The sequence below is a fragment of the Mycolicibacterium aromaticivorans JS19b1 = JCM 16368 genome (assembly GCF_000559085.1).
Classification (GTDB): Bacteria; Actinomycetota; Actinomycetes; order Mycobacteriales; family Mycobacteriaceae; genus Mycobacterium; species Mycobacterium aromaticivorans.
Map to the genome: position 1 here is coordinate 239,055 of NZ_JALN02000002.1, position 16,367 is coordinate 255,421.

General features: G+C 66.4%; 15 protein-coding genes. 7 read left to right on the top strand and 8 right to left on the bottom strand.

Annotated features, from left to right (window positions below; genetic code table 11):
• Window position 1: 1 nt before the first annotated feature.
• Window positions 2-340: a DUF3024 domain-containing protein gene (locus Y900_RS27425; RefSeq protein WP_036348453.1), complete on the top strand. Its 339-nt coding sequence runs from the start codon at window positions 2-4 to the stop codon at window positions 338-340.
• Between the two features lie 368 nt (window positions 341-708).
• Here Y900_RS27425 and Y900_RS27430 read toward each other — a convergent pair whose 3' ends face one another.
• The 6 genes from Y900_RS27430 to Y900_RS30545 form a co-directional block, all read right to left on the bottom strand.
• Window positions 709-996: a cupin domain-containing protein gene (locus Y900_RS27430; protein ID WP_051660506.1), complete on the bottom strand. Its 288-nt coding sequence runs from the start codon at window positions 994-996 to the stop codon at window positions 709-711.
• Between the two features lie 106 nt (window positions 997-1,102).
• The gene (locus tag Y900_RS27435) at window positions 1,103-1,504 is read right to left on the bottom strand and encodes a hypothetical protein (protein ID WP_036348455.1); all 402 of its coding nucleotides are present in this window, start codon (window positions 1,502-1,504) and stop codon (window positions 1,103-1,105) included.
• A gap of 193 nt (window positions 1,505-1,697) precedes the next feature.
• Window positions 1,698-2,456 (bottom strand): hypothetical protein, encoded by a 759-nt coding sequence (locus tag Y900_RS27440; protein WP_036348457.1) that lies wholly within the window; start codon window positions 2,454-2,456, stop codon window positions 1,698-1,700.
• A complete protein-coding gene (locus Y900_RS27445; protein WP_036348459.1) occupies window positions 2,453-3,880 on the bottom strand; it encodes a type IV secretory system conjugative DNA transfer family protein in 1,428 nt (475 codons plus the stop codon). The genes Y900_RS27440 and Y900_RS27445 overlap by 4 nt, the downstream gene beginning before the upstream one ends.
• Complete coding sequence (locus Y900_RS27450; RefSeq protein WP_051660507.1) at window positions 3,877-4,551, bottom strand: hypothetical protein; 675 nt, start codon at window positions 4,549-4,551, stop codon at window positions 3,877-3,879. The genes Y900_RS27445 and Y900_RS27450 overlap by 4 nt, the downstream gene beginning before the upstream one ends.
• Window positions 4,535-4,969, bottom strand: a complete 435-nt coding sequence (locus Y900_RS30545; RefSeq protein WP_051660508.1) for a helix-turn-helix domain-containing protein — start codon at window positions 4,967-4,969, stop codon at window positions 4,535-4,537. Before Y900_RS30545 ends, Y900_RS27450 begins: the two co-directional genes overlap by 17 nt.
• A gap of 252 nt (window positions 4,970-5,221) precedes the next feature.
• Here Y900_RS30545 and Y900_RS32565 point away from each other — a divergent pair, with 252 nt between their 5' ends.
• The 6 genes from Y900_RS32565 to Y900_RS27485 are packed head-to-tail and all read left to right on the top strand — an operon-like array spanning window position 5,222 to window position 13,098.
• A complete protein-coding gene (locus tag Y900_RS32565) occupies window positions 5,222-6,538 on the top strand; it encodes a discoidin domain-containing protein (RefSeq protein WP_157838290.1) in 1,317 nt (438 codons plus the stop codon).
• 17 nt (window positions 6,539-6,555) lie between these two features.
• Window positions 6,556-7,539 carry a conjugal transfer protein gene (locus Y900_RS27465; protein ID WP_157838291.1) on the top strand — a complete coding sequence of 328 codons (984 nt, stop codon included), beginning with the start codon at window positions 6,556-6,558 and terminating at the stop codon, window positions 7,537-7,539.
• 24 nt (window positions 7,540-7,563) lie between these two features.
• Window positions 7,564-7,860, top strand: coding sequence for a hypothetical protein (locus tag Y900_RS27470; protein WP_036348463.1), 297 nt, complete (start codon window positions 7,564-7,566; stop codon window positions 7,858-7,860).
• Between the two features lie 2 nt (window positions 7,861-7,862).
• Window positions 7,863-10,748, top strand: a complete 2,886-nt coding sequence (locus tag Y900_RS27475) for an ATP-binding protein (protein ID WP_036348465.1) — start codon at window positions 7,863-7,865, stop codon at window positions 10,746-10,748.
• A complete protein-coding gene (locus Y900_RS27480) occupies window positions 10,748-12,817 on the top strand; it encodes a hypothetical protein (protein ID WP_036348467.1) in 2,070 nt (689 codons plus the stop codon). Before Y900_RS27475 ends, Y900_RS27480 begins: the two co-directional genes overlap by 1 nt.
• Complete coding sequence (locus Y900_RS27485; RefSeq protein WP_051660510.1) at window positions 12,814-13,098, top strand: hypothetical protein; 285 nt, start codon at window positions 12,814-12,816, stop codon at window positions 13,096-13,098. The genes Y900_RS27480 and Y900_RS27485 overlap by 4 nt, the downstream gene beginning before the upstream one ends.
• 329 nt (window positions 13,099-13,427) lie before the next feature.
• On the opposite strand, the gene Y900_RS27490 is transcribed toward Y900_RS27485, so the two are convergent.
• Both Y900_RS27490 and eccA read right to left on the bottom strand, forming a co-directional pair.
• On the bottom strand, window positions 13,428-14,384 hold the full coding sequence (locus Y900_RS27490) for a hypothetical protein (protein WP_081845389.1): 957 nt from the start codon (window positions 14,382-14,384) through the stop codon (window positions 13,428-13,430).
• A 126-nt stretch (window positions 14,385-14,510) separates the two neighbouring features.
• On the bottom strand, window positions 14,511-16,352 hold the full coding sequence (eccA, locus tag Y900_RS27495; protein ID WP_036348473.1) for a type VII secretion AAA-ATPase EccA: 1,842 nt from the start codon (window positions 16,350-16,352) through the stop codon (window positions 14,511-14,513).
• Window positions 16,353-16,367 lie beyond the last annotated feature (15 nt).

Genomic DNA, 16,367 nt, shown 5'->3' on the forward strand with positions numbered 1-16,367 from the left:
GATGACACTGCCTGACCTTGATGTCGCACGCGTGCAACGATGGTGCGCCGCAAGAGTTCTCGACGAGGCGCGCCACGAAGTACGCGTTGAATGCGACATTGCCACCAGGCATTTGACCATCACCGAGCACCGCCCGCCCTGGCGTGAAGACCTCGGCCCGGACTGGATCAGCTTCCCGATCGCCCGCCTGCGCTACACCGCCACCACCAAAATCTGGACCCTCTACTGGCGTGACCGCAACCAGCGATTCCACCGCTACGACCTACTCGACCCCTCGACCCACGTCCAGGACCTGCTCACCGAGATCGACAAAGACCCCACCGGCATCTTCTGGGGCTAACAGCCACCCTCGCACATTCCGAGCCCACCACCTGGGGCCAAATCCGACCGCGTCATGCCGGGGCCATTTCAGGTTGACATTGCCAGGAACCATTTCCGGCAGAAATACGACCCGTCTTGATACCGTCGATATCCAGTGCGCAGTTAGTATGTCGCACTGCAGCATACTTCAATCCAGAGCATCTGTCCGGTCTCAATGAAGTTGTCATTTTTCGCATTGAAGTTGTCCTTTTGCGGATTGCGGCCGGTTGTCTCAGTGTTGGGTTTCACCGCCCAGCCATGGTCGCAGTACGCAACCTAGTGTTTGCGACCACCGCGAAAGTTGGCGGTGCCGCAACGGCGTCAGTCTTGATCCGTCGCCGATATCGCCTATGGTGCAGGAAGTTTCGCCACTGTCAGCAAGACCGTGGATGTCTCGATGGCTTCGAGTGCATGGCGTGAACCGGGCACGATGATCAGATCGCCGGGCGATCCTTCCCAGGCGTCGCTGCCAGCGGTGAGCCGGACGCGTCCGTGCAGAACTTGGAGGGTCGCTTCGCCGGGATTCTCGTGCTCGTCGAGCGTCTGACCCGCCATGAGCGCGATCAACGTTTGACGCAGAACGTGCTTCGTCTGAGCTGGATCATGATTTCTGTTCTCCTTCGTTGTTCGTCGAATCCACGCGGCGAATGCGAGCGCGAGATGCCAGGCCAGCTACTCTCGGCCCACCCGACGCTCCGCCACTCAGGTCCACGAACTCGACTTGCTCGGGCCATGAGATGTCTCACCGTGTCGTTGGGCGGCGCAAGGGGGCCGTGTTGCGCCGGAAAGTCATGAGCGTGCGAGCGCTGCCAGGGCGCTTATGCAGAAGGAATCGCGCTGTCGTGGGCTCCAATCCAGCCGCTCTGTGCAGAGTGCTGCTCAGGAGCGGGTCGGGGCACCGCTGCGCAATGGACACCCACCCCTGGGGCAGACCGTCTGGCTGCGATGGGGATACGGCCAGCACCTCGCGGACAGCGACAAGGTCGGCGAACTCGGCGTTGTCGTGCGCTGTTGTCAGCAGAATCGCGGCCAGTGGAGAGACCGAATAGGACTGCCAGAAGTCGGCACCACCGGCGCCGGTCTGGGCGTCGAGCAGCCGCTGCGCGGCAGTGAGGGCTTCTGTGGCCGTGTGGATTTCGATCATGGCGGGGTGAGCCCTTTCGTCTACGGTGCAAACTGTGAGGACGCTGACCCGGCGCCGGGCCCAGGCCCGGAAGGGAACGACGAAAGCATGTCGGTGGTCATGGCGAACACCCCGCCGATTACCTGCCCGACCATCCAAACCAGGACAGCCATCGCGACGAGGAGCCCACTGAGCCACGGGCCACGCCGGGGCTTCACCAGTCACCGGCCGTGGGCGTAGGAACGGTTGCGCCCGTGCAGGACGACCAAGGAAACAGGGCCAACACCAGCATCCAGCCGACATCGGCGAACTGGCGATCGTCCAGCCGGGATACCGAGCGCAGACTCTCATGCAGCTGCTCGTCGTGCGTGATGTCGCGAGCGGCGCGCGCCCATCGCTCCCGGTGAGCCAGGGCCCTGATAATCCAGTCCACCCGGCTACTGACATCAGCTCGGCGTGCGGTGTAGAGCCAGCCTGCCAGTGGTGCGCTCGCCAGCGGCTTCCAGCGCTGCCAGGCGCCGCTTTCCCAGGGGTCCAGGAGGACCTCGGCCACGTCGCGTGCCTGCGCCGGAGTTTCGATCCGGGCGATGCGATCCTCGAGTGTCGGAGCGGTCAGGGCCGCGGCGGCGCGCGGCGGTGCGGGGGTGCAGTGCATGGTGTCTGACCTCGTTGTGTCGATGGCTGCCGGTGGTGGGCCCAGCTCCCACACCGGCCGGGTGCCCACGGATTTGGCGCGCCGATACACCAGTCCTTTGCGTTCCAGTGCGACCAGCACGGCGTAGACGCGCTCGATAACGACGGGTTGACAGCCGGGCCGGTCAAGAGCAGCCCGCAGCTCCGTCGTCGTCGACGGGCCGGTCTGGCGGGCGAGCTCGTCGAGAACCCGCGCCTGCAGCGTCGGCGTTGCAGCCGGCCTGATGCCAAGGGCGTGTTTCGTGTCCGGTTGGGTGCTCAGCAGCGCCGGGGAGGTCATCGGCTCCTCCGAGTCGACTCCATCGCTTTCTGGTGACGCACCGCCAGGCGCTCCCACACTGACTGTCGCCCCGCGGTGCTTGCGCGGCCGCGACCGTAGCGGGCGGCGATGAGCTTCTGGACTTCTGCGTCGTACAGGGGAATGAATTCCGACCAGTCGAGAAGTTCAGTTTCGACCCCCGGCGTTCCTCTGACGAGCAGGCGTCCCTTGTCCTTGTTGGCGGGCAGCAGCCTTCGGTAATCGAGGGTGCTATCGGTATGCGACGACAGTGTTTTGGACCCTGTTGCCTGATCGAAGGACTCCGTGCGACGGGTGGTCTGCAAGCTCCACTCCTCAGCGCGGCGCAGCATCTCCATTTCTGGAGCACCGAACAAGATCAGCGCAGCCGGAAAGATGTCACGCAGTTCGTTGGCATAGGCGCTGCCGTAGACGGTGTCGAACTGACTCGATGCCTGCACCGCCAGAAGGAGATTCACACCGAGGCCGCGGCCCTCTCCTACGTGCCGCCGCAGGGCCGGCATCGGGGCGACGTTGGCAGCCTCGTCGATGACGACGAGTAATCGATGCATCATTTCCTTGCGTGCGGTCTTGGCGCGCCACAGCTTCACCAGGTTCTCCAGCAGGGTGACTGCGGCCCCGGCGATTGCACCCTCCGGGGAAGACAGCACGTACAGCGTCGCGTCAGGATCGTCGAGGAAATCCGCGCTGAACGCGTCGGGCTGATTGCCGCGGAGTGACAGTCGCATCCACGGCATGACCGCTTTGCGCATCGTCAGAGCGATACTGTCGCGCTGTTTGGGATCCATGTTCAGGGTGCGGCGTAGCGCGTTGTAGAACAGCGGAAACTCCTGCACCGCAACAGCTGCCATCTGCCAACCAGGCTCGACGGGCAGTTTCTCGTCTTCCCACTCCATGTTGTCGACAGCGAGCAGAACCCAGTCCATTCCCTGGCCATTGAGAGATGCCGCGAACAGCATCGCCGCCAGCGGACCCTCGGTGTTGGACTCCCAGATACCGGCATCAGAGACAGAATCGGCACCCGAGCCCATGCCGACGGCCGACATCTGCATCATCGTGTTGGCCGCTGTCACCGCCTGATCAGGGGTGGTGATCATCTTGGTGGGGTCAAACGACATCGACGTCACGCCGGGATAGGTGGCGTCATAGTCCGGTCGCAGGTCGATCAGCGCGGACGGTCCGTAACGACGTTGTGCCACAAGCTGAAACAGGTCGTCTTTGGAACTGACAACCACGGCCGGGCCACCCCACAAGACGGCCGCCGGGGCGAGCACGCTGCGGGTCTTGCCGGTGCCGGTGGGGGCGGAGACCAGCACCATCGGCCCGGATTCGGCGACCTTGCGTTGGCCGGTGGCCGGCTCGCGCACGAAACCGCAGAACGGGGTGGGTGGCGGCTTGTAGGTCATCGGTTCTTCCTCTCGTTGTGTTCCCGCGCGATCGGGGTCCGTTCGCCGACATCGGGGGTGGGGTAAATGCCGAAGATCCCGGGTGCGGTCAGATCGTCGGGCTGCAGGCCGAAGTCGACGCTTTCGGTGGCCGCCGGCGGCCGCATCGGCCACCAGTCGCGTGACCCGTCCACAGCGAGCCAGCCTTCGAGAATCCCGTAGACACCTGCCGCAAGCGCGGTGGCCGGTAACTGGCCGAGCACCCACGGCAGCAGCACCGTCTGAGCGAGCGTGGTGTCCGGGTAGTACAACAAGACCATGGGCAGTCCGGTAACCACCGCCGCCCACATGAAGGCCGCAATCGGGTAGGACCGCAGGGTGTGTGGGATTAGCTGTATGAAGCCCTTATAGACCGCGCGGCCGGCGGGCCAGCCGATCGGCGCTAGCACCGCGGCGACCACAGCAATGGCGAAATCCAACGCCGCATACGGCGTCTTATTAGGCCGCATCCACAGCGGATGAATAACGTTATCGTCGGCAGGATCAACCCGCGCACCGGTCAATATTTCCGCGCGGATGCGAATTTGTTGGGCTAGAAGTTCAGCCCGCCGTTTTTGAAATATGAACGTGTGCTGATGCAGCGCGATCCACCTGCGGCGGACCTCGTCAAAACGATCAACCGGCGCTGACATCGAAGACCTCCGCACCGGTGTGCTCCGCTCCAGCATAGAAGCGCTCCAGCCCTTGAGCGACGCCCAAAAGAAACTCGCGCAACTCTTTCGCCGTGCGCGTGACACCCAGTGATTCACCGCGCGCTAACTCTCGGTCGATCCGCGCGGCGATGGTCGCGACCTCCTGCGTTATCGAGATCGACGGGGCGCCACCCTCTAAGGCGCGGTGCGCCGACCCGGCCTGCCAACCCAGCGCCAACTCCAGGCGCGCCAAGGTGCGCTCGGTCGGTCGCCGGCCCCCGGCCAGCGTCTTGTACACCGTGGACGGTGACGGGCCACCCTGGGCGGCCAGCTCTTCACGGGACCAGCGCAGCTGCGCCAAACGCTGCGTGAGAAAAAACAGCAGGCGCTCGGGTCCATCGGTCGGTATTGCACTCACAACGCTGACGCTAACAATCACCGAAACCTTTTAGCTATGGACCTAGAGAACGAGTATTTGACGCCCTTACGCTCAGAATCAGTACCGCAAAGGAGTCCCCATGATCAGCAATTCGGCGAGGCGAACCGCCGCGTCCGCCACGATGACGACCCCGATGTCCGCCGGTTGGTGGCCCACACACCGTCATGTTTGCTACACGCGCAGCGCTGTTGCGCTGTGCGCGGTGCGGCCCGGCTGCGCGGCGGTGGTGTCGTGACGACCAGCCCCGCGGGCCGCTACAGCAGCACCGAGCACTTCCTGGCCCACATCGACGAAGCCGAATACGCACCGGCGCCCGCCGACGAGGAGGCTTTCGAGCCGTTCGAGGTCGATGAACACCCAGAAGCCGACCGTGAGCCGGACTCCGAGATGCCGGCGGCACCCCGTACCGCGGTAGCGCCCTGGGCTGACTCTGAACCCGACCGCGCCGAGTTCGGCGAACCGGGTGAGCCTGCGTGGTCGACCAGCGACCGTGGCGACCACGCGACCCCAGAAGATGAGCAGTACGACCGCGATGAACCGGAGATGGACTACGCGCACGGTGACGGTTACGGCCCCGACGCCGCCTACCCCGGCGGCGGCTGCGACGACGATCCCGAGTACGGCGGTGATTACGGACCCATCGACGCCGATGGGCACCCGACCGCCGACCTAACCCCCTTCGGCGGCGAGGAACCAGGCGACGGAGACGACGAAACGCCCTCGACCCCACCGCGATTCAGCAAGCCGGTGGTAATCGGCTTCCTCGGCGCCGTCGGCGTGGTCACGATCGGCGTGGCAGCCGCGATGGTCGGCATGCAATCAAGCTCAATCGAGCCGAGTCCCTCGGCCGCACCGGCATCCTCCGTCAGCGCCGTGCCCGCTCCGCCGCCACCACCGGCGGCGGCACCGATCAACGACCCGTCTCAAGACGTGCTGATTCCGTTCCAGGCGTCCTCACCCTGCCCGCAGGCCGGCTCCGGTTCGGCGCAGAACGTGGCCAGCGACGATCCCACGAGGGCGTGGGTGTGCATGCGCGACTCCGACGGCCAGGTCATGACCCTCGATCTCGGGAAGCCGATGAAGGTCACCGCCATCGAACTCACCCCAGGGTGGGTTGGCACCGACGCCAGCGGCGCCGATCAGTGGATGCAACACCGCGTGGTCACCCGTGTGCAATGGATTCTCATCAACGGCGCCGACCGCACCGTGGTCACCCAGGACACCAAGAACGCCCACGGTCCTGTTCCGCAGGCGATGCCGTCCAACGGCCCCGACCAAGGCGTGCTGGCCTCCCAAATCCAAATGGTGATCCTGCAGACGTCGCGCCCCCCGGCCGACAGCCCCGTCGCGGGCACCCCCACGCCGGGGGCGGACCCGTCCAACGGCGGCGGCATCCTGCCCGGCATCCTCGGCGCCCCACTCGGCGGCGAGCCCAGCACCGCGCCGAGTCAAGACCCCAACTTCGGCACCCCCGAAACCGGCTCCGATCCGGTCGACAACACCGTCGCGATCTCCTCGATCACGATCCACGGCCACCCCCCACTGTGAGAAAGGCCCACGACACCATGTCCTCGTCCACACCCGCGCTGCTGACCAACACCTGGCGCCGCCGCCTCGACAGCGGCGGCTCAGCAGTCCGAAACGTCCTCGCTGTCATCGCTTTTGCCGCATGCACCATCGTCGCAATCAACACCATCTGGGGCTGGCTCACCGACGAACCGATCGACATCGACGGCCCGGCCCGCGCGGCGGTCAACCGCACCGACTACATCGGCGGATACGCGGTCAACTGCGTACGCCTGCTGCTCACCGTCACCGAAGCGCAACGCTCAGCGCTGAACACCTGCTGGGCACCCGACGACCTGCGCTCCCTACCCACCACCCCACCGGTCGTCGTCGACTCCACGACCATCGCCAAGATCGTGCGGACCGCCGCCTACGACGGCGTCGAACAATGGCAAGTCGTCGTGCGGGTCAACCAACGCGCCTACACCAGCGCCACCCCCGAAACCACACTGCGCCAAATCAACGTGCTCATCAGCAGCTACGGCCTGCGCGCCTCTGGACTACTGGCCACCATCAACGACACCGGCAGCGGCGCCACCCTGCCGCTGAACTACTCGGCCTCCCTGCCCGTCGGTGCACCCGACGACAAGGGCCGCAACCGCCCCACCGGAAATCCCGTCTCCGACACCGTGACCGGCTTCCTCAACAGCTACCTCACCCCGGTCGGTGGGCTGGAACGCTACGTCAGCACCGACTCGGGCATCACCGCCGTCAACACCAGTCAGCGGGCACTGATGACCGCACTTGTGGCCACCCGCATGGTCGACGCCGGGCAGCAGCCCCCCGACGGCACCACCGTCCAGGTGCTGGCCACCGTCAACGAGCTGACCAACCGATACGCGCCGCAGACCGAGCAATACCCGCTGACCCTGACGCTGCGCTCGGGCAGCTGGACGATCACCCGCATCGATCCCGGCCCCCTGCTCAACGGGGACGCACAACTGACTCCCGTGGCACCTAGCCCCGGCCAACCCGCCCGATAACCCACCGCAGAAAAGGAATCCATCATGACCGCAATCACCGAGGCCACCGCCGACACCCGCATCCTGGCGATCGCCGACCTCGTCCAAGGCAGCCAAGGCCTCTACACCATGGGCGTGGCCATCCTGGCCATCCTGTTCCTCATCGCCGGCGGCGCGCGGGGCCTGGCCGCCTTCGGTGGTGGTCGCATCGGCTCAGCGATCGGCTGGGTTGCCGCCGGCATCATCTGCGCCGTCGTCATCGGCAGCGCCTACGCCATCTACGTCTCCACCAAGCAGACCGTCGACCGGCACACCGGCGTCACTTCCGGACAGTTCGGCTGACCATGACCGACACCGCCCAACTGTTCACCGGTGTCCACGACACCCCCGTGTACACCAACGTCCTGTTCGACAAGCCGCTGCGGATCTGGGTGGCCGTTCCCGCCGTCGTGGGAGCGGTCACCACCATCCTGCTCGCCGTGCTCAACCTGTCCTCCGGGCACGCGCTGGCCATCCTGATCGCCGGGGCCCTGGTCACCGCCGCTCTCACCGGACTCGGCGCCCTCGTCCCCCGCACCCGGCCCAGCCTCGCCTTTCGCCTCAAGGCTCTGCGGGCAGCGGTCCGGCCCACCGTGCAGACCAGCACCGACACCGCCATCCTGTCCCGCCCCCAACTGGTCGACAATCTGTGGTTCGGCGCCGACGGCTCGGTGTACGCCGGATTCTTGCTCTCTGGGCTGCCCTATCACCTGCAGTCGATCCGGCGAAAGACCGGTGTCGCCGACTTGCACATGCTGCTCGGGCGCGAACTGCCTGCCGACAGTTGGCTTTACGGTCTCGGTGTCGCCCAGGACCAACGCCAGCTGCTGCGCGCCATGGTGCACGGCTATCGCGATCGCAGCGACTGGCTGGCCAGCTGCGCCCAGGTCGCCGAGCAGCTCGCCGAGCAGGCTCCCAAGACGCGGCTGTACTGGCTGATGGTGCCCGTCGACGCCGGCCGCGCCGGTCACAACGTGGTCGGGTCGGCCACCAAGCTGAAAGACTGGTTCGCCGGCCGGGACAAGGAGTCCGATTCCTCCTTGCGCGCCTACGCCGAGCTGGCGTTCGACATCGCCAACTCGCTTCCCCCGGAGTTCGCGCCGATGCCGGTGACCCCGGCCATGTCCGCGTGGTTCTGGCAGCACAACACGTGGCTAGGCACCTACACAGAACCTCTGCCGCGGCGGCGCTACACCACGAGCATCGCCGCCGACCAACTCCCCGCCGCGGCGTTCGACGAAGGCGATCAACACAACCGCCCGCGCCGGCCCAGCATCTTCAATGCCCTGCCGTCCTGGAAGAAGTACATGCGCGTCTCGCCCGCAGACGGTGGGCTCGCCGTCGCGGACAGCTACCAGGCGATCCTGCCTGTGGTCGACGCACCGGAAGGCGGGATCGTGTTCCCCGGTTCGGAATTCCTCTCTGCTGTCGACGATCTGGACACCGGTGCCGTGTTCGATTTCGCGATCAATCTCACCGCCCGTCCGCGTGAGCTGGAGTTCCGGCGCAACGACCGGGCCCGCGGCAACATCGATGACCAGTACGACCACCGCGGCGACGTCCGCAACGGCTACATCGAGCTGCACGCCACCGAACGCAAGATCGCCGAGTACAACCGTCTCCTGTCGGCCAACATCGACGAACAACCCCTGTCGTCGGGGTTTTTTGTGCACGTCGGCGCCGCCGATGCTCGCACCCTCGACCACAGCATCAAACGGCTTCGCGAGGAAATGACCCAGTCCGGCCAAATCGTCATCCGCCACTACCGTGGCGTCCACACCCGCCTGTGGTCAGTGTTCAACCCCGGTGTCCCCCAACATAAGAGCGGCGCCGACCAGTTCAGTCATGCCACCACCGCTAGCAAGTGGTCACGCTTCGTCCCGCTGATCTCCTCCCAGCTGGGCAACGCCACCGGCATGCTGCTGGGCTTCAACAAGAGCAACGCCAACAACAGCGCCGTGCTCCTGGACCTGCCCGGCACGGCGCGCCGCAACCACAACCCGTGCCTCATCTGCGCCGGGGCACCCGGCTACGGAAAGTCCTACACGGCCAAGCGCATCGTCAAAGCTGAACTGCAGCGCGGCGCCCAAGCTTTCATCGTTGAACCCGACGAATACGGCGAATGGGCAACAGCATTGGCCGACGTCCCCAACAAAGCGGTCATCGACATGGCCGGCGGTGACTTCGGCTGTGACGCCCTGCGCATCTTCCCCGAACGGGTCGCCGGGTCCTACTGGCTGGACTACATGATCCCCATGTTGGGACTCGACGTGCGCAGCGTCGCGGTCGGACGCCTGCGCACCCTGCTCACCCCGGCCGCGCGCCGCGCTCTTGGGATCACGAGCACCGCGGCGCTCATGCGCTACATCCGCGATATCCAAGCCCCCGCTGGGGAAGCTGACACCCGCTCAACGCAAGTTGGGCAACTGGCTGAGGACCTGCGCCCCGTCCTGCTGGCTCTGGATTCCTGGGCCACCTATGAATTCACCCGTGCCATCTTCGACGACACCCTGCCCATTCCCGACCTCGCCGCACTCGACGTCACGATCTGGCAGACCGGCAGCCTCGACCTTCCCGACGCCGAAGAGATGGCCAACCCGCACCTGTACGCCGCCCTCAGTGACCGCCAGCGTGCCTCCATCGCCATCTACGGCATGCTGGTGCGCCTCGCACGTGTCAGTTTCTTCAACAACACCAAGCGCTTTGGGCTTCTGGTCCTCGAAGAAGCAGGCCCGCTGCTCAACTCGCGGACCGGAGCCCGCGACGCTCATCTCATCAGCCGCCGTGCCCGCAAGCACTACACCGGGATGCTCATCATCACCCAAAACCCGATCAAGGACCTGGCGCTGATGGGCGACGAATTCATCACTCAGCAGATCATCGTGCCTTTCGAAAAGGAAGGCATTGCCCGCGCCGTCGGGTCCAGCGTCGGGCTGCCGCTCGACGAGTACCCCGAGTTCCATGATTTCTTCCTCGCCAAGGCGGCCACCAACCAGATGCGCGATCCCACCGCCTTCGACGACGACCTTGACGGCACCGGCCGCGCTAGCGTGCAGGGGCGCGGAGACCTCGAAGGGCGCGCCTTCTTCGTCGACGAATTCCGCCGCCTCGGTGCGATCCAGGTGGCACGTGAACCCGACGACGCCCTGCACCGCGCCTTCGACACCACACCTGACCAAGGGGCCGCCTGATGACCACCGCAGTCCTGTCCGCGCGTCCGCTGCGCGACATCGCCGCCGAGCGCCTCGGCTATGAGCTTGCCCTGCACCCTCGGCTGCGGCGCGTCCTGATCTTCGTCCTGGCGACTCACACCCTGGCACTGTGGGCGCTGATCACCGCCCCCCGGGCCACCGCCGCGACCATGGCCGCCGCGCTGAACTGGACCGGTATCACCGACAGCTACGGCGTGCCGATCGGCGCGTACTTCCTGTCCACCGTCGACACCATGGAAGCGCTCACCGAAGGTGGCCCCGACGTCAGCGTGGTCGACCCCGGCTCCTGGGTGAAGTGGGGCGCTCACGCGCTGACCACCGGTCTCACCCACGAAACCGTCGCCAGCTGGGTCCAAGCCCAGGCGTCCTGCTACATCTTCCTCATCGCCGCGGTGCTGTGGTTGCTCAAATTCGCCATGTCGAGCACCTGGATGTCCTGGCTGGCCATCTGGTTCAAACCGATCCTGGAGGCGCTGCGGCAGCTGCTCGTCGAGCTGCACGTCTTCCCGATCTGCCTGGCCCTGGGCATCGGCGTCGGTGCCTTCCACATCCTCTGGCACGGGCGCCGCGGCCACGGAGCAGCCATCATCCTGTCCGCCTTCGCCATCGGCATGCTCGGCCTGTGGCTCACCCGCGACCCCCTGGGCGAACTCACTGGTAACGACGGACTGATCAATCAGGCCCGCACCCTGGGATTCAGTGTCGCCCAGGCGGCCACCAACAACGGACCCATCGCCGGTGGCGGTGCCACCGGCCAGCTCAGTCACCTCACCAGCGTGCTGGCCGACGCCTTACTGCGCGCGCCGCTGCAGATCTGGAATTTCGGCACCACCGTCGACTCCATCGGCAGCTGCGGCAACGCCTGGTCGACCGCCATCATGAGCGGGGTGCGCGACGCCCCCGCCCACGCCATGTCCTCCTGCGGCGCCCCCCAGGCGCTGCATTACGCCCAGAGCATCGACGGCAGTGTCTTCGCCCTCGGCATCGGATTCTGCTTGCTGGGGCTGGTTTTCGCGGTGTTCGTCACCTACGTCACCTACAGCTACATCATGGTGTGCGGTGCCGCGCTGCTCAACGCGGTCATGGCCATCTTCGCCGTGGGCCCGGCCATGATCCACGGTGCCCCGCGCCGGCGTGCCCGGCGCCGCCTCGAACAGTTCTTCCGCCACGCCTTCCTGGTGTTCGTCTACGTGCTCTACACCTGCGTGTCCGCCCTGCTGATCCTCAAAACCGTCGCCCCCGGAGGCCTAGCCTCCCAGGTCGGCATGACCAGCCCCGTCGCCATGCTCGTCCTGGTCGCGCTGTGGTCGGTGGTGGCCACCGGCGTGTTCTGGTACCTCAAACGCGAGATCCTGCACGACCACACCCGCCAGGACCTCGTCCAAACCGTCCGGCAAGCAATCCACCTCGGCAACAGCGGATACCAACGCGCACAAGACAAACTGACCCAGGGTCGCGACCTGGCAGACAAGGCGCGCCAACGGTTTTCGCGCTCACCCGGAGCCGAAGACACCTCCACATCCAGCACAACAATCACCCAGCCCGCCGTGCCCGGCCGTCCGCCGGCCGGGAGAACACGAGTCGGGTCCGCCGGGTGCACACCAGGAGCACCAACCTCGCCCCCCACCACCGCCATTGGTCAGCCCGGCAGCTCGGCCGCCGCGACGTCGGCCTCACGGGCCGGTGCCGGCGCGGCAACGAGCGCGTCCGGAGCTGCCGGTGCCGCAGAGGCCGGCGCGGCAGTCCTGGCCCCCGAAGTCGCCATCCCCGCTGCGATCGCGGTCGGCGCAGCCTCCAAGATCAGAGCTGGCCACCGACAGTCGTCGGCCCCCGCACAGCCACCCAACGGCAGCCGGAGCCGCGAACGGGGCGCTGAACCCGCACCAGCACCGGCACTTCCGGCCGCTCGTCAGTCAGGACTGCCTTCGCCGGCTAAGCCCGCCTCCGGTCCCGCAGCCGGTGATCCGGCCGGGACGACGGCACGCCCGACACGGCCGATGCCGCCGCAGGAGGCCCCGCAGCCCGTCCCAGGACGGGACCGGTCATGACCGAGAGCCGTGCCCACCACCGGGCGATCGTGCACGCTGCAGCCCTGTCGACAAACCCCGCCCTCGCGTGTGCCCGCACCGACCTACACACCGCCGTGCGGGCTGACGACGAGCACCACCGCCGGCAGTATGCCCTCTCGGCCCGCGACAGTGCAGGCGAGGTCCTCCTGGAGCCTAAGAGCACACCGCTCGAGCGGGACTACGCCAGACGGTACTTCGAGGACGCCGACGCCATGATTGCCAAACCCACTGCCATGACGGCCGCGTGGAGGCAGTCATGAATAGCCCGCACGGGCTGACAGTTGCAGCAGCCGAACAGCACACGTGCGGTGCCGCCAACTGCGGCACCGACATCCCCGCCGAGACGTTCCTCTGCGAACCCCACACCAAAATGCTGCCGGCGCTGCTTCGTCATGCAATCCGCCGACAGTTACGAGCCCAGTCAAGTTCCCACCGAAAATCGCTACCTCAGCGCCGCGATCGAGGCAATCGCGCATAAAGAGACACGCGCGAAGACGACGCTGGGACGACGTAAGCCAGTTCAGCTGGCTCTCTTCGACCTGTAACAGCTGACCGCGGGCGTGCCGCCCTTGCCGTCAGTCGACAGGCGCTACCGCCTCAGGACGTGAACACGATCTTTAGGCAGTAACGGGGCGTCACGGGGCCCCCGTTCATGCTCGACGACGTAGACAGGTTTGCGCTGCGACCAGCCCGGGCCGCAGGCCTGCTGGCGCCAAAACGGCGCGACTGGCCATCGGTGCGTTCGCGCATCAGTGCGTGAACGACTGCCTCGGCTAGCCTTGTCTCCGGACGCTGTGCGGGGACGCAACTCGACCAGAGTTACCGTCGACGGCGGCTGTGGGCGACGGGGGTCAGATACCGGGCCGGGTTCACCGGCACTCGGGTCGGTGTCGCGATCGGCGGACTTGTCCTCAGTGCCGGGGGCCGCCCCGGAGTCGATCGAGCGAAGCGTGGACACGTTGGCCTGGCTCATCAGTAGCCACGCCGCCCCGACGATGCTGACGAACGGCTGAGCGGCCGGGTCCCCCTCGACTTCCTGCGTGCGTGGATGGTTGGGATTCAACAGGATTGAATGGGCCGGATACACCGGTGACCACATCTCGAGTGGAGTTTCCAACCCGGAATCGTGCGCCAGACGGCTCGCGGGAACGAGCTGCATCAGCCCGTCTGAGCGGGTGCGCCAAAACAGCGCGTCCCAGGGCACCGAATGCCCACCCCCACTTTCGGCTCCCGGCCCATACGGAACGTCGCCGATGGGGCGGGCCCAACACAGCAGACCGGTGGACGCGGGTACCGCTGCGGCCGGCGTCCATTCCGGCAGGCCTGCCGCGGCATCGTGAACCACCCCGACCATGTCGCGAGAGACCCAATACATCGCGGCCTCATGAAGTGCTGCAGCGTCGTCACCCATCTCCGACACTGCCGCGCTCACGCGATCGATCGCTTGGCGTACTCGCCGCGCCGAGCCGCGGGGCGCATCTGCTGCGGCGAGTTGAGCGCGGGCTTCCTGCATCTGTGCGACGCGAGCGCGCACCGTCTGATCCATCGCCTCACACCACTGTCGCCGGATGGTCGGCACACTTGTCGCCGCCCACGGCGTCTTGCCACGCGCCACTAGCCAGACCCGCCCGGCTTCACAGCCGTGCCGTGCCCGCTTGTGTCCGCGCTGCCGTCATGGCAGTGGGTTCCTGTCTGATTCGGCATCCGAGACCGCCGCCGCCACACCTTCGGCGACGTCTTCGGCGATGAGCTGTTGGAAAGGCAGCAGCTGCGCCTCGGTTAACAGGTCGTCTTGCGCCAGGAGCGCGTCGAGGTCCTCGGTGTCCAGACGGTTGTTGCGGTGATCGCGCGCCTTTTCGATGATGTTGCGGACGAAGCCGGCGTTGCCGAGCCAGTCGGTTCCGCGGATGACATCACCGTCGGGAGATCTGTTCTCCTGCACGTAAAACCGTTCGAACACGGGCCGTAGCGTCGCTTCCACCCCCTCGGCCAGAACGTCTTTGTACTCGGAGGCCATCAGCTCGGTGAGCTGCCACAGTTCATCGGGGGTGTAGGACTCGAACCGGATCACGGTCGGAAAGCGGCGGCGCAGACCTTGATTGGCGGTGAGCATTCGGTCCATCGCATTCGGATAGCCCGCCCCGAACACCACCAGCTCGGCGCGGTCGTTCTCCAGGTACGGCAGCAGGGTCTCCAAAATGGCTGTGCCGTAGGCGTCACCGCCGGAATAGCCGGTCTCGTAGAGGTTGTGCATCTCGTCGATGAACAACGCCCCGCCCATCGCGCCTTCCACGGTGGCCTCAGTGTTCTTCTCGGCATCGCCCATGTGCCGGCCGAGCAGCTTGGAGCGGCGCGTCTCCACCACGGTCGGTCGGCGCAGCACGCCGAGCCCGCAGAGCTGCTTGGTGAGTGAGCGCGCGACGGTCGTCTTGCCGGTTCCCGGCGGACCGAGTAGCAGAGTGTGCCGGGAGCTGACCGGCACCGGCAGCCCGGCTTTGGTGCGCAGTTGATTGACCTTGGTGGTCGAACGAATCCGCTTCACTTCGCGTTTGGCGGCCTCCATGCCGAGCATGGCGTTCAGTTCGGCGTCCCCCTCGGCGAGCAGCTTGCTGGCGACCGCTGAGTGCTTGGCCGCCTCAGCGGCTTCCTTCGAGGGTGCGCTGTCGGGGTCCCACGGGTCGGTGCGTGATTCGATGGCCTCGGGGCTGGTGAGCAGCAGGCGGATGGTCTGGTCGTCGAGCGCTTCACGGGCCGGCGCGAACTGGGCGTCACGCGAATAGGCGCGCCGCAGAAGCTGATTGGCGTCGTCGGCCTTGTCGAGGTGACGCAGGCACATGGCTTGGGTGTAGAGGGCAATAGTCGCCGCGGCCGGCAGCAGGTCGCTGTCGACGGCTTTCTGCGCGCGACGGAAGGCGTCTTCGAAGACACCGAGTGAGGCCAGCGCGGTCGCGGCCATTGCCGAGGCCGCCGCACCGTAGATCGGTAGCCGCCACACCCGGTCGGTGGAGAAGGTGGCCAGCACACCGGGCCAGCGTTTGGTCTGGAAGTGCAGTAGGCCGCGCGCGTAGAGGTGGGAGTCGGCGTCGAACGGGTCGGCGGGGTCGGCTTCCGACAGCAGCGCGTGAGCTTGGGCGTAGCGCTTCTCCCGGATCAGCGCGACCGCGAGAGCGGCGCGCAACGCATCGCGGGAGGTGATCTCCAGCTTGAGGAACACTCCATCGGAGACCATGGGCCGAAAGGCAGTGCCGCGCAGGCTAAGACGTTGGATTTCCCTGCCATAGGATTCGCGGGCATCCCAGGCGGCCTGCACGACTTCCAGGTTGTCATCGCCGGCGACGATGCGGGCCAGCCAGGCATCGCAGATGCCTGCGTCGAGTTGGGTGGCCTTTTTGAACATGTCGGCGGCCACGGTTGGGTTGTGGCCGGCCATGACGCCATCGACGTTGATGCCTGAGGCGAGTAGGCCCCGGGTCATCGCGGCGCGGGCGGGGTCGCTGGCTTGCGTGGTGGTCATCGCCGGTAATCCCTC

Excerpts from the sequence above, each read along its gene's own strand:
- Y900_RS27425 (WP_036348453.1), top strand. The coding sequence starts at position 2 with ATGACACTGCCTGACCTTGATGTCGCACGCGTGCAACGATGGTGCGCC.
- Y900_RS27435 (WP_036348455.1), bottom strand. The coding sequence starts at position 1,504 with ATGATCGAAATCCACACGGCCACAGAAGCCCTCACTGCCGCGCAGCGG.
- Y900_RS27440 (WP_036348457.1), bottom strand. The coding sequence starts at position 2,456 with ATGACCTCCCCGGCGCTGCTGAGCACCCAACCGGACACGAAACACGCC.
- Y900_RS27445 (WP_036348459.1), bottom strand. The coding sequence starts at position 3,880 with ATGACCTACAAGCCGCCACCCACCCCGTTCTGCGGTTTCGTGCGCGAG.
- Y900_RS27450 (WP_051660507.1), bottom strand. The coding sequence starts at position 4,551 with ATGTCAGCGCCGGTTGATCGTTTTGACGAGGTCCGCCGCAGGTGGATC.
- Y900_RS27465 (WP_157838291.1), top strand. The coding sequence starts at position 6,556 with ATGTCCTCGTCCACACCCGCGCTGCTGACCAACACCTGGCGCCGCCGC.
- Y900_RS27470 (WP_036348463.1), top strand. The coding sequence starts at position 7,564 with ATGACCGCAATCACCGAGGCCACCGCCGACACCCGCATCCTGGCGATC.
- Y900_RS27475 (WP_036348465.1), top strand. The coding sequence starts at position 7,863 with ATGACCGACACCGCCCAACTGTTCACCGGTGTCCACGACACCCCCGTG.
- Y900_RS27480 (WP_036348467.1), top strand. The coding sequence starts at position 10,748 with ATGACCACCGCAGTCCTGTCCGCGCGTCCGCTGCGCGACATCGCCGCC.
- Y900_RS27485 (WP_051660510.1), top strand. The coding sequence starts at position 12,814 with ATGACCGAGAGCCGTGCCCACCACCGGGCGATCGTGCACGCTGCAGCC.
- Y900_RS27490 (WP_081845389.1), bottom strand. The coding sequence starts at position 14,384 with ATGGATCAGACGGTGCGCGCTCGCGTCGCACAGATGCAGGAAGCCCGC.
- eccA (WP_036348473.1), bottom strand. The coding sequence starts at position 16,352 with ATGACCACCACGCAAGCCAGCGACCCCGCCCGCGCCGCGATGACCCGG.